Below are 13,785 nucleotides of genomic sequence, written 5' to 3' on the forward strand. Positions count from 1 at the left end.
GATTAACCCATCCTTTTAATTATTTTTTTGAATTTGTTCGTAATAATTCTGCATTTGATTCATGCTTGTATAGACAAGCGGAAATACAAGGTACAAAAATATCAATGCATACAAGGGCATAAACCCTATCATCTGACCCCAGCTAGACTTCGAATCCAGAACCCGCTCTGCTTCTTGTTTCCGTTGTTCTCGGTAATAGGCTTGTTCAGCATCCAGATCATCAAAAGCATCGCGGACTGGAATTTTATCCACCGCCAGTAACAACTTCTCAATCACTCGAACGAATGGTACATAGGTGACTTGATCCTTTAATTCCTCAAGGGCTTGTTCAGCACCCGCTTCATAATGAAGCAAGCATACCTGGAGAGGTTCTTTGAATAATGACGCGAACCGTTCCAGCCACTCAACCATATTCTCGACCGATATTCGCTCCATTTGGGATAGAATTCCGATCATCGTAAGGAACTGATCCACTTCGTTTTTCATATCCATTGCACGTAACCGTTTCTGGAACCATAAGATGAACATCGGGAGATAATAGCCTAACCATCCGACTAAAATGCTCAGCAATACTTCCCACCACTTCAGGTATTCTTGTTGACGGAGCATGATTTTGTTCATCATGACGTTGATATGTTCTTTCCATTCGGATTCTGTACGATATTTCAATGATGATCTGGACAAGGATTGCGCCACATATTCCCGAACATCCCCTGTCTCATCTAACGATCGTTGAATGATTTCCTGCTCCACTTGGTTGCGTTCCTTCATCTTCTGCTGTTCAATCGCACTCGTCTGCCCAAGCAGCATGCCTGACGCAGACGTCACCTGCAAGATCTGATGGGTCCCCACATCATGAAGATAGGAACAAAAGAGTAACGTTGCTAGACCTGTACCGAACGCATACACTAGCCGATGTAATGTGAACCATTCCATAGGCAGCGGCGAGTTCCCATCCTTTAACAGAAGCCGGATTCGAGCATAGGATTTCGAAAAATACTGTGGCATGCATGCATCCACGACAGGTCTGACAAATCTCAGATTGTATATCGCTTTTTCCCAAGTCGTTTTACGCTTCACTCGCGCATACTTACCCTCATCATTCTCTTGGATCTTACGCAATAAGACATACGATACAAGAATCGTGATGTAGACCAATGCTTTCATGAGAACACCAAGTTTCGAATCATAGAACTGTCCCATGGCGATGAAATGATTGCGGGCCCACCTTTCAAACGGTTCTGCGAATAGTACCGGTGCAACAGCAATCAGGGTCAGGCTGCGTAATAAGTAACTCAGTTTCTCTCTGCGCAATAATTCCATCTGCACTTCTTGGGTGAGCTTTGTCAACGCATTTAAGTACAACGAACCGGATTGAAGCACTTTATCGCCATATTCCAAAATAAGATAAGAGATCCCTGCGAAACCTTTCAAAAATCGATTTAGCGCAACTTCATAATATTGCTCTAATTCCACCTCAGCTTCTGCCGAAGTCAAGATATCATAGATTCGCCTGCCATGTTGACCCGCTTCATGTGTCGTATGCTCGGAAGCATCCATAATCGCTTCCTCCACCATGCCATGGGCATGATAATAATGACGAACATCTCCTAGCAAATGTACGAACTGTCTTAACAATCGATTCTCCACACGATGTACAAGCATATCGATCATCGTATTATTCATGATCAGAACGCTTAACAAAACCATGATAAATGAGGTAAGACTCTGCTTCATCACCAGGAGTAAAACAAACGTAATCAAAAGAATAACAAGCGTTAACACGACGATATGAACTGTTTCTTTCCGCATCGTTAGTTCGTCATAGGCATGAATACTCGCAATCCTTCTTCTCACTTTGCGAACGTATTTACGAACCAGAGGAATGCGTGAGAGAAACACATACAAGCGCTGATACATAAAATTCAATTGCTCTCGCCATTTCTTCACACGAACGCGTTCCCAGGCTTGTCTGGTACCCCACTGCGGACTTGAAGGTGCTGCTTGTCTACGTTCCAGCATGCGGTAGCCTGCGAACAGCAAGAAAGCAAGAATAACCGAAATGCCCAATATGGCATAAAGTATGGACTTAGTCGCCAAGATCACCCCTCCAATGTTGATCCATAAATGCGTAGAAGTTGGATGTATCCTGAACCGTCATATGTTCGATCATGTCACGAACACTGCGTTCGGACAGTCGGCTTCCAGCCCAATAAGCACCATCACGATATTCGATAATATTTCTAGCTTCAAACGTGGGAGCACCTTCAAGTGGAATACATTCGGTAATGCGTTCAATATATCGATGACCGTTCCGATCCATACGAAGATGAACATCGAATCCAATCACATTGACAACCTGCTGCTCAGCGATATGCTCGTTCGAGAACACGCCCGTTTTCAACAACGAGTTACGCAATGAAAATACGAGATCCTTAAATGTCTTGGCATGATGCGTGAACAAGGTGAATAAGCTTGCTACCTGTGCAGACTGAATAACCCACGAAGCCACAGGATCTGTTGCAGCTTCGCCAATAATATTGACGGCGCCATCGGTTTTTTTCTGTACGTCAAGTCCGTCTTGACCACGGATGTGATCTGTTTCTCGAAAGCTCAGAATATTCCGGTACGGATAAATTTTGCGAAGATGAAGCTCAAAGGCCATTTCTTGCACCCGCAAAGTTAATGTGCCATAGATATGTTTGACTAAAGCCATTAACAGTGTGGTCTTCCCGCTCCCTTGTTGACCTGTAATTGCCGTTATTCTCGCCCCTTTCATTAAGTACTTCAGCAATCCAATAACCATCTCAGCATTCGGATCTTGAATCAACGATTCGAGCGTTGCGCGTGGAATATCGAACTTACGAACAAAAAACGCCCAAGATTCTGCAAAATGCGGACGAACAACAACGACACGCGAACCGTCCTTCATTTCATTTACTTTATAACCTACCGTCTCGGATAATTGGCCCGGGTTATTATATTTATAAATGTTCTGACACACACGCTTTAGCTCTTGTTCCGAACCGAAACTTAAAAAAGACAAATGAATCGACTTCCCGCGATAAAAGATCCAAATGCTATCATACGATTTGGGTATCGTATTCCTCTCCTGTATAGGCTCTCCTGTCATCTGACCGGCTAGATCCATCATGGATGTCCATGCCGGATGTCCCGATACACCGCCCGATACACCATCGATTCGCATGTCTCGGATTTCATCAATCACACTAAACCCTTTATAGGACTGATAAATACGCTGGACGATAATATGTAACTTCTGCTCAAAGGATAAGGTACGTGCTTCCTTCTGATAAATTCTGCGAATATCTTCCGCTGTAATTCGATAGCTCTCAACATCACCATTTTCTGATGAATACATCGGACAATCCAAATGATAGGTCTGTATCAGATGGGATAATGTATTCAATCCATGATGCTGCTTATTAATAAATAGGATGATTTCAAATAAATCCTGATCCGTACAACGATCAACATCTTCAAACGGGATAATCTGATTCATATGTTCCTCTGTAAGACCATACGTTTGTTGCAACAAATCATAAATTAAGTCCTTAACAAATTGTTTGTCTTGAATGTCCCCGTAAACACAGCCTTTTAAAGCTCGCTTCAACTCAAGTCGTTTATTGTTCCTACGACGTAATTCCTCACCGGATAGACCTCGTGCATATAAATTCTCATTCACATGTTCATGCAGAAATTCTTTCACATAAGTCGTCATCTGCTCGATCGAATAATATTGATCATGCCATACCGCTGGAGAACCCTTCGACACGACATTCTTGGACCTTTGTTTTGAGATTTTAAAATACAATAACGTGATAACCATCCCGATGATGATGACAATAACCCCAATATTCAGTAGGGGATGAAGCGCCATGCTCTAAGCTCCTTTCTCACAAAAGAGCCTGGAGTGGATTCCTGTATGCTTCAGAATCGCATCAGCTAATTTGCGGACATCCCTTATGAAAGGGGCGTTCGGATGACGGCTGGAAACATTACGGTGTCTTAATAAAAATTCCATGACGCTATGATCATTACATGCATCCATAAAATCGACGCAATGCGGGATCGTATATAACTCTTGAACGAACTTATATCTTCGAGCGATATTACGTGCCGTATACTTTGAATGGGCATTATATTGACCTAGGACAAAAACGCAATTCTTTTCTTTTAATAAGTCAGTAAGCTCCTGATATTCTTGTAATCGATCTAATAGGACTGCATTCTGATTTAAATTAATGACTACCATATCTGATTGTTGTAGCATATGAACGGTATTCAATTGCCCTAGACCACTATTCACATCAATCATCACAAGATCATAGCCTCGCTTGGCTTGGTCAAAAATATCAATCCACTCCCCTTGATGATCAATCGAATCCGCGGGATGATTAGACCCCGTCAATAAATCCAGACGTTGATATAGCAACGGAACTGTATAATCAGATACATTCAAAGACGTTAATCGCTGATTACGTGCTAACCGCTCTAAGGCATCTAATCCTGATATTTGAAATGTCGTACCCAAAGATTCCAAGGTATCTTTTAAAAGTGCCGGTTCTAGTATTGAATAAGAGCCGTGTGTATGACCAATGAGCGACCGAATGGTGCTTTCCAGTCCGATCATACATGCCGTTGCCATTAAATTTGATGTTGTACCTGTTTGTCCATGGACGGGTCCCCAAAAGACAACTTGCTTTCCCATTTCATCTTCTCCTTTTGGCTTGTTTGAATGCTTGCTTCACGCTTCGTAGATCAAGGGTTGTCAATTGTACCGTAAGCTCGAGTAACTTGTGTATATACGCTCTTGGCAGCCCTTGGAGTTGAATGCTTTCTGCATATTGATTATCGATAAATCTTTCGAACAACTTCTCGTCAAAATGTATTCTATAGATATTCTCCGACCATCGTAACGCGAATGCTCCATACATCTCCTCAACGTACCTTTCTTGAATACTTGAAATAACGAAAGGGATATACAAATGGATAAATTCGATCGTTGGCTTGGACGTTTCGATGAGCTGGGATACAATATACAGATTGCGATGGAAGCTGCCTTTCTCAACATTCGTTACGATGACATGTGAATCAAACTCCGAAAGTTTACATCCTGTAAGAAACCCAATATCGTCAGACTGCATCATGACATATCCATATTTGTCAACATGACGATCTAACCATGTTAACGCTTCTTGATAGGTTGCGAATTGATTGCCCAAATCAAATCCATCTAACTCCACCACCGGTCCAACATCCGTCAATGATGATACATAATGCGATGTATTGCGCGCTCGCGTTCCATCAATCAAGAGCGTACGATCCCCTGTATGTGCTAGCACTTTACAGACCGATAACATGAAATCACTTTGTTCACAGCTGCCGATCACGATGATTTTTCTCATGGGAGCACCGGACCTTCTATGGGATCCTGATCTAGACCTGATTGCTGTTCAAATACCTGCGTCTGATCCGGGGTCACAGGTTCAACCAAATCGTTCTTCGATGGAGACAATGAATTTTCTATAGGTTGCGTGGATGGATGGCTTGCATTCAACTGCGTGTCATTCGTATGATCTTGAATCGGTTGTCTTGGTGATTGGCCCCCGCTCATGCTTAATTGTTGCTCTAGGGCTTTTTCAAGTTTCTGCCGAGCTACTTTGGCTAGTGCTGTCTTCGCCTTCTCAAGGATGTTCAGATCCGTCTCGATCAGATCCAATACTTCAGCATTGGAAGGATAATTGATAATCGAAGCGGACTGCATCTCAGGGTCGACATACGTTAAGGCGTAAATAGATCCATGATGAATCATCGCGTCCACCATCGCACTCGACATCATCAGAATTTCTTGTTCATTTAACTGGACGCTTACAATATTCGAGCCCATAAGCTGCACTTTCTTCTTAGACAACACGATGTAATCTTGACCCGTAGGAAATTGGATCCGAACATCCATCACATCTTGATTGCTGAGATGAAGGGGCAAGATAATTTGCGCGAATTGTTCATGGCGTAAATCTGTCGGAGTAACTTGGTCTGTATACAACATAGACTTCATGATCGGCGTGTTCTGCGCCAAATCAATTTTGGCTATTTTACCAATAAGCTCCTCTTTGTTCGTAACTAAATTGGCTGCAGCCGCCTCGATCGTAACATCCCGCTGCACAATATCCTTCGCCATAATTTTGCTGCCTGCCATAATTCCTGATTTCATAACCCACGCTTTCTTGAATTGAGCTTGCTGCTGCTTCTGAGCTTCTTGCAGCTTCGAAATCCGTTGTTCATATTGCTCGTTAATATCCTTTTTTACCTGTTGAATATGAAATTGCCAATAGATCATATAACTGACAAAGAGCGTACCCATGATTGAAGCTCCTATAAGTCCGGCAACCCACAAGTTTTTAGTCCTCTGTCTAATTTTTGACATTCCTTCTGCTCCTTCTTGAAAATAAGAACTTTCCAAAACCTTTCTTATGTTGTGGGGAAACGAAATCTAATGGGACAATATGTGATAATACCGCGCTGGTAGCCTCCATGGTCTGGAACGGGTCCGAATGATAAGGTATCCCATGAACATTCGATTGATTTGTTGCTTTCATGACATCCTTTATCGTCTGGCTTGCTGCTAGCGGTATAAAATAAACCCATCGAGATGATTCTCTGTACTCCGACATCGAAGCTGCAAACCGAATCAGATCTGGCTGACGCCATTCTGCCCCAGAAGCGACGATGATAGATAGATTCGCTCTCAGAAACTCTTCATGCACGCCCCCATCTGAAACCCCTAGATCCAGAATTAACGTGTCATATCCATGATGAAGCAATGAAACGAAATTCCTTGTGTGGGAGAACGGATAATAATCTACACCTCGAATCGTAAACATGGCATCCGAATCCTCTACCGATCCACCTTCATATACTTCATGAATACGTCGAAATGCTTGTGAGGGTATGCCCTCGATAATCGCTATCCGTTGTTTCTCACTAGCCAGATAATATGCCAGCAATATTGCGGAATGGGTTGTCCCCGTTCCAGTATCGACGCCAGTGAGTGCTATGGTTCCTGTTCCCCGCCAACGTGTACCACTCGATGACTCGGTGATGATGTTGGATTGATTCCCCAGTGCCATAAACCGCTTATGGACATCCAGTGCACTCGCTGGCCGTAAACCGGAATCCACCTGCAATAATTGCTCAAGGACGGTTCGAAAAGCTGCTGGTACATCCGCAGGTATGCAATCCTCTACATCTCTTTCCCACTTCGTCGCTCTTCCTGACGTAATTAGATACAACAGCAGCGCACCCAACCCATATAAATCGCTGCGAGCATCCGTCTGTCTGCCTGCATACTGTTCTGGTGCCGCGAATCCTACGGTTCCCAAGCAAAGAGTATCGTCCTCTTGATTCGGCTTGAATTGTCTTGCAATGCCAAAATCAATCAATCGAATCTGACCGTGAACATCCATCATCACATTCGATGGCTTTAAATCCCGATATACAATGGGCGGTTTTCGTTCATGAAGGTATTGCAATACTTCACATAATTGAAGTGCATAACGGAGTACATGTTCAAATGGCAAAGTCCGTTCCATACGTTGAAAATAGGCGGCTAACGTCTCTCCAGCGATATAATCCATGAACAAGTACATATATCCGTCTTCATCCGGACCCATAAAATCCACGATTTGAGGCAAATAGGGATGGTTCAGCTGAATTAACATATCTGCCTCTGCTGTGATGCCAGCCACATCTCCGGGAAAAAGTAATCGAGTTTCCTTTACGGCCCAACGTTTCCCCTTTAACTTCAAATCCTCTACCACATAGACATAACTCATCCCTCCTTCGCCAATGCGTTGACTTACCCGATATCGACCTCCTAGTACCTGATTTACTTGAAGCTTAGATATCCATTTCATAGCGATAACTCCTCTTGAACGACAAAAAGGGAAAGCTTCTCGAACCATTCCAGCGACATTGCAGTCGACTGGATGTATTCGGGATGCTTTCCCTATCCAATTCTTATTTCATTGCTTAGGACACATTATATATCACAACTTCCAATATTGTCCACACGAAAAATGTAATTCATCCAAATTTATTGAAGTGTATTAATACTTAACCATATACAGCGTTATTTCATCACGGTTATGAACTAACTGTTTTAGACGACGGACTTCCAGGTGTTCACTAAATTTCTCCGTGATATCACGAATGGTTTGCAGTGGTTTCTTATGCATCAACTTTACCGTGACAATCGCTGTACCCCCAGAACGAAGGGCATAGAGTAAATCCGCGACCAATCGTACCATTTGCATCGGGCTCCAACTCATATCACAGACCAACAGATCGAATTGAGAATCACCCAGTTTTACTTCCGAAGCGTTTTTCTTCAATATCGTCAATCTGCGATGATCAGCGAGTGACGGATGCATGGCTGCTGGATCAATAGCCGTTACTTTTAATCCACGTTCAAGCAGCAATGATGTCCATCCTCCGGGTGCCGCTCCAATGTCCAACCCTTCCTTGAAATCTGCTAAATCCAGACCAAATGCACGCTCTGCCTCTAATAACTTAAACTTCGCCCGAGAAATTTGACCTTCTTCTCTTTGAAAACGCAAAGCGCCCCCAGACCAGTCACTTAAATTCTCGGAGGGTGTAGATAACCCTACGTACAAGAGTTCTTTATCCATAAACACGGAAATAATCCAATCCGATCCACGTGTAACGACTTCCACACCGGCTTCAGTTAAGGTATGATCAAGCGATGCTTTAAGTTCTTGAAGATCTAGATTTGTTGCTTCCACGTTTCCCTTACGAATCTGTACTGCAACCGTCTGCCCTGGCTTTAATTCGGATTTTGTACCTAGATACCCCTGCAATGCGCTTATTGCTTGTGAGGATTCTAAAGAAGCATAATCGACTTCCAACGCAACCGGTTGAATATGACGCAAAAAAATCAGAGGGTCTGTTTGCAGCTGCCGTTGAACTTCGATGACATCTGCCGGAAGCGTAACGACGATGACTTCATCAGGAATCAATACTGTAGCCTTAACCTGCCCGAACCGGCGACGTAGTTCTTCTTGCGCATATGCGATAAAGCTATGGTTCGCCGTACAAATCCATTTCGACGATCCTGCTGCGTGCTCTTGTTGTTCATGTTCATTATTCAACTTCTATAAACCTCCAGCTCGCACCCGAATCCAAGGCCTGCCATCTACCCATTCAAGGGTGAGCGGCACTTCGTATGCTTGTTTTAATATTTCAGGTGTCAGAACATCCTGTTTCTCTCCTGCGGCGATTAACTTTCCTTCATGAATAAGTGCCACATGTGTAAATAAGGGAACGATCTCCTCTAAGTGGTGTGTCACATACACAAGCGAAATATTTCTATTTTTCAAATATTCAATTTGATCCAGAAATTTCTCTCGCTCATATAAATCCAACCCCGCGCAAGGCTCGTCCAAAATGAGTAATTGAGGATCTGCCATGAGGGCTCTTGCAAGCATGATTTTCTTCCGTTCACCTTGCGATAACGTACCCAATGGTTGATCTGCCATATGACCCAAATTCATATCTTGGATGATTCCCCTAGCCTTCTCTTGAACGTCTGTAGGAATCTCTTGATAGAAACGCAAAAAACCATAGGCACCCGTCGCCACAACTTCCCATACAGGGTCCCTTAGGGTCAGCTTTTCCATTAAGGACTGACTTATATACCCAATCTTCGTCCGAACTTCGCGAATATCGCATTCCCCGTACCGATTCCCCATGACATCGATTACACCCGAACTTGGGAACATATAGCCCGTCATCATTTCGAGCAGCGTCGTTTTCCCCGAACCATTTCGCCCTAGAATAACCCAATGTTGTCCTTCCCGCATGTCTAGACTGACATCGTCAAGAATTTGGCGCTCTTCACGTCTTAATTTAATATGCTGCATCGAAATCATCGAATCACATCCTTTATGATGTTAAATAAGTGCTCAACCGAACGCATCTCGTAAACTTGTAACGGCTCTACTCTCCGATTTCCATAAAATAATAACAGCCCCGGAATGCTACGAACCTGATATCGTGCAACCATACGAGGTGAGAAGTTCATATTTAATTGCAGGAGTTCTGCCTCAGGAAGCATCGCCTCTACAACATGGAGCATGCGCATCGCAGCCTTACAGGTTCCACATAATGGGGTATACATCAGGACGCCGAAGGGTTTGCCCAATTCAATCTGTTCGATGAGAGACAGCACCTCTTGTTCACTGACTTCCCGCATCAGACGCCTCACGAATTCGTTGAATAACCGATTGGGGCATCGGTCCATCATGTAATATCACATGTTCCGGTTTATTCTGATACAGGAGCTCGTACATCGCTTTTCTACCGGAGAAACTAGACGTGTGCAAATAGATCTCACGCGGATATAACCCACGGAGTACCATTTGCTTGACCAACTGTGTCCCGTTCGTCTGATGGATTCCCAAATCATGGTCCAGCGACAGAATATCGACTTCCTCATGCTCGAGCAATAGCAAGCATTCCTCCGCCGATCTTGCATACACAAATCCAACCGGACATCGACGGAAGTCATCCAAAAACACATGAACCATAATCTCACACCTCACACCCATTAATGCTCGCCTTGACATTCCCCACAGAAGTAGGTTTTACGCGAGCCTACTTCAGTCTTTTGAATCTTCGCTCCACAGCGCGGACAACTCTGTCCTTCACGATCATAGACGCGGATTTGTTGTCTATAACCACCTGTTAACGTATCATCAGCAGAAAAGTGCTGCTCCCCTACACCGCCTTGTTCAATCGCTTCAGTTAGGACATGTTGTACGCTTCGATATAAGCGCTCGATGGTCTCCTCGGATAACTCCTGAAGCTTCACGGAAGGTAATAACGCAGCATCAAAAGCAATCTCATCAGCATACACATTTCCAAGACCGGCTACGAAATTCTGTTGAACAAGCGCAGATTTTAACATGCCGCGTTTTTTGTTAAACAGCTCTTTAAATTTAGCTAAAGTCATTCTACGGTCCAATAACTCGGGTCCAAGATCACTCAAGATCGAATCTGCATCTTTGACGGAGAGCATGTGAAGATAGCCTTGACGAAGACCATTGAAGCTGAGTACATTCGTTCCAAAGGCAATAGCTAAATGTCCCGTCTGATGTTCTTCATCTTCTTGTGGACCATAATGCATCGAACCTGTCAGCCCTAAGTGAAGCAGCAAACGTCTCCCGTTATCTAAATGAAACAATAAAAATTTTCCTCGACGTTCGATAAATAAAACTTCTTGACCTGTTAATTCATTCACGAATTCAGCAGGATCTAAATTCACAAGCTTCTCTTCTGCTACACGTACTTCCGTAATTAACTTATTAATAATCTGCTCAGATAGCAGCTTCTTGTACGTTTCTATTTCAGGTAATTCCAACACGTATTTTCCCTCCATGTCGCCACGTGATGATGACATCATTTATGTATCTTTGTTATTCTATTGCGAACATCTGCCAGTGGTCACAGCTGCAGCCTCATACAGATCTTTACACACGCAATAAGGTTTCACTCCTGCTTGTTCCAGTAGAACATCCATATTGTCTGAAGTTGCTAAGCCAGTCAGCACCAGGATCGTATCGCATCCCGCCGCTTGTCCCGCTCTCAAATCCGTTAACGGATTATCCCCAACCACAATGGCATCTTGAGGTTCGCAGTTGATCCGACTTAGTGCATAACGCATAATGATGTTGGATGGTTTTCCCATGACCAACGGTTCGGTCTGCGTGGCGGCTTGGATGGCGGCAGATAAGGTCCCCGCCCCAGGCATAATGCCCGTGTCGGACGGTAATAACAGATCCGGGTTCGTCAAAATATAGGAAGCCCCATTGCGAATCCAGTTCACAGCCTTAGCTAGTTTACCATAATCAAAAGCACGGTCAATCCCTTGAACCACAATTTCCGGATTTTCCTCTGTGATTTCCACCCCGACTTCTTTTAATGCTTCTTCCAGTCCATATTCACCGATCACAGCCACGCTGACCCCGATTGGATAATGCTCCTTCACATATTGTGCAGCCGCGATCGCGGACGTATATACGTCTTCTTTTACCGCTGGGATTCCCATATCAAGCAAATGCGCTGCAACATCTTCAGGTGTTCGCGAGGAGTTGTTCGTAACGAATAAATAAGGAATATGTAATGCCTGAAGTTCTTGAATCCACTGATCAGCGCCCTCAATGCGACGTTTACCGTGGTATAAGGTTCCATCCAGATCAATAAGTAATGCTTTAGGTTTCATGTTAGTCATGGCAATTCCTTTCTTCCGCTGTAGTTCAATGGAGTAGATATGACATCATCATAACGAATTACCATCGAGCCTGCAACGCAAACAGCCATTTGAAGACAAATCAAGTCAAAATCCAGTCATTTCCCAGCTAACCTTGTCAAATCCTGCGCTTTCCCGGGAAAGTTTTATGGTCATGCTTGGATCATGCCTTCATCGTTTTATTGCCGAAACATATAGATCACATAGCCCACGACACTAAAAAGTATGAGTAGCAGTGCGATCACATTTAGAAATGATCTTCTGGTTTCTGGGGTGTTATATTTATTACGCCCATGATCATCATAATTTGGCACCTTACTGCCTCCCTTGTTGTTTTTGATTTCATATGCTTAATATTTTCGGATGGGGACCAGTTGATGCTGCTTCGCAGCTACCGTGTTATCAAAAATGACTTTAGCCTCTTCAACGAGCGGGTTCTCTTCAGAATACCGAGCACTGAAATGGGTCAAGACAAGCAGCCCCACACCTGCATCACGTGCTGTCTCGGCAGCTTGTTTAGTAGTACTGTGATAATAAGTTTCCGCTAAATCCTCCAGCCCTTCCATAAAAGTGGCTTCATGCACAAGCACATCTGCATCCTTCGCAAGACGCAAGGATCCCTGACAAGGTCTCGTATCCCCCAAAATCGTGACAATCACGCCAGGTTGAGGTTCGCTAATCATGTCCGAAGCACGAATGACACGGCCATCGTCTAATCGGAGATCAATTCCTTGCTTGATCTTGCCAAACATAGGACCTGGTTGAACACCTAACTTCATCAACTCGTCCACCTTCAACTTGCCAGGTCTCGGTTTTTCAATCATTCGGAATCCATACGATTCAATGCGATGATCCAACAAGCCCGATTCGACCGTACATTGCTCATCCTCATATATGACTCCTTCGTGAAGTTCATGGAAACGGAGTTCATAATTAATATGAGATTGACTTAATTGCAACGCAGTCTCTATAAATGTGCGAACGCCTTGCGGTCCGTAAATGTCTAAGGGCTCGGTTCCGCCTTGATGTGATCGACTGGATAGCAGTCCAGGTAATCCAAAAATATGGTCCCCGTGCAAATGTGTAATAAAAATTTTTTCCAGTTTGCTTGGTTTTAAGGGTGAGCGTAAAATTTGATGCTGCGTTGCCTCTCCGGCATCGAACAACCAGAAGGTTCCTCGTTCATCGAACATGCGCAGCGCGATCGAAGTGACATTGCGTTCCGTCGTTGGCATCCCAGCACCCGTTCCCAGAAAATAGAGCTCCATAACACACCTCCCATTTGCAACAAGAGCCCCCGGCTCGCGGAGGCTCTTCATCGCATTTACTCTTTATTGCCACAATAGAATTAATCATAGTTTCGACGTATCGAAGATAAAAAATTCTATTTGGTGATAAAACCTACATCTAAACGCGGTCGCTCATCTTTGAAA

The 13,785-nt window shown here is 43.9% G+C and carries 13 protein-coding genes; all 13 read right to left on the reverse strand.

Annotation, left to right across the window (positions count from 1 at the left end):
• Positions 1-15: 15 nt before the first annotated feature.
• Positions 16-2,100, reverse strand: coding sequence for a hypothetical protein (locus BVG16_RS23140; protein ID WP_078501568.1), 2,085 nt, complete (start codon positions 2,098-2,100; stop codon positions 16-18).
• Positions 2,090-3,901, reverse strand: a complete 1,812-nt coding sequence (locus tag BVG16_RS23145; protein ID WP_078501569.1) for a Flp pilus assembly complex ATPase component TadA — start codon at positions 3,899-3,901, stop codon at positions 2,090-2,092. The genes BVG16_RS23140 and BVG16_RS23145 overlap by 11 nt, the downstream gene beginning before the upstream one ends.
• Before the next feature lie 3 nt (positions 3,902-3,904).
• The gene (locus BVG16_RS23150; RefSeq protein WP_078501570.1) at positions 3,905-4,732 is read right to left on the reverse strand and encodes a MinD/ParA family ATP-binding protein; all 828 of its coding nucleotides are present in this window, start codon (positions 4,730-4,732) and stop codon (positions 3,905-3,907) included.
• Between the two features lies 1 nt (position 4,733).
• Positions 4,734-5,429, reverse strand: coding sequence for a hypothetical protein (locus BVG16_RS23155; protein WP_078501571.1), 696 nt, complete (start codon positions 5,427-5,429; stop codon positions 4,734-4,736).
• Complete coding sequence (locus BVG16_RS23160; protein WP_078501572.1) at positions 5,426-6,388, reverse strand: SAF domain-containing protein; 963 nt, start codon at positions 6,386-6,388, stop codon at positions 5,426-5,428. Before BVG16_RS23160 ends, BVG16_RS23155 begins: the two co-directional genes overlap by 4 nt.
• A gap of 49 nt (positions 6,389-6,437) precedes the next feature.
• The gene (locus BVG16_RS23165; protein WP_158081764.1) at positions 6,438-7,940 is read right to left on the reverse strand and encodes a serine/threonine protein kinase; all 1,503 of its coding nucleotides are present in this window, start codon (positions 7,938-7,940) and stop codon (positions 6,438-6,440) included.
• A 192-nt stretch (positions 7,941-8,132) separates the two neighbouring features.
• Entirely contained in the window at positions 8,133-9,194 is a 1,062-nt protein-coding gene (locus tag BVG16_RS23170) for an SAM-dependent methyltransferase (protein WP_078501574.1), read from the reverse strand.
• A 3-nt stretch (positions 9,195-9,197) separates the two neighbouring features.
• Entirely contained in the window at positions 9,198-9,974 is a 777-nt protein-coding gene (locus BVG16_RS23175) for an ABC transporter ATP-binding protein (RefSeq protein WP_078501575.1), read from the reverse strand.
• Positions 9,971-10,297 (reverse strand): thioredoxin family protein, encoded by a 327-nt coding sequence (locus BVG16_RS23180; RefSeq protein ID WP_158081765.1) that lies wholly within the window; start codon positions 10,295-10,297, stop codon positions 9,971-9,973. Before BVG16_RS23180 ends, BVG16_RS23175 begins: the two co-directional genes overlap by 4 nt.
• A complete protein-coding gene (locus tag BVG16_RS23185) occupies positions 10,281-10,631 on the reverse strand; it encodes a cyclic-phosphate processing receiver domain-containing protein (protein ID WP_078501577.1) in 351 nt (116 codons plus the stop codon). Before BVG16_RS23185 ends, BVG16_RS23180 begins: the two co-directional genes overlap by 17 nt.
• Positions 10,632-10,651: 20 nt before the next feature.
• Positions 10,652-11,467, reverse strand: a complete 816-nt coding sequence (gene mutM, locus BVG16_RS23190) for a bifunctional DNA-formamidopyrimidine glycosylase/DNA-(apurinic or apyrimidinic site) lyase (protein WP_078501578.1) — start codon at positions 11,465-11,467, stop codon at positions 10,652-10,654.
• Positions 11,468-11,524: 57 nt separating this feature from the next.
• Positions 11,525-12,334, reverse strand: coding sequence for a TIGR01457 family HAD-type hydrolase (locus tag BVG16_RS23195; RefSeq protein ID WP_078501579.1), 810 nt, complete (start codon positions 12,332-12,334; stop codon positions 11,525-11,527).
• A 368-nt stretch (positions 12,335-12,702) separates the two neighbouring features.
• Complete coding sequence (gene rnz / locus BVG16_RS23200) at positions 12,703-13,620, reverse strand: ribonuclease Z (RefSeq protein WP_078501580.1); 918 nt, start codon at positions 13,618-13,620, stop codon at positions 12,703-12,705.
• Between the last annotated feature and the right edge of the window lie 165 nt (positions 13,621-13,785).

It is taken from the genome of Paenibacillus selenitireducens (assembly GCF_002021565.1).
Lineage (GTDB): Bacteria > Bacillota > Bacilli > Paenibacillales > Paenibacillaceae > Paenibacillus_K > Paenibacillus_K selenitireducens.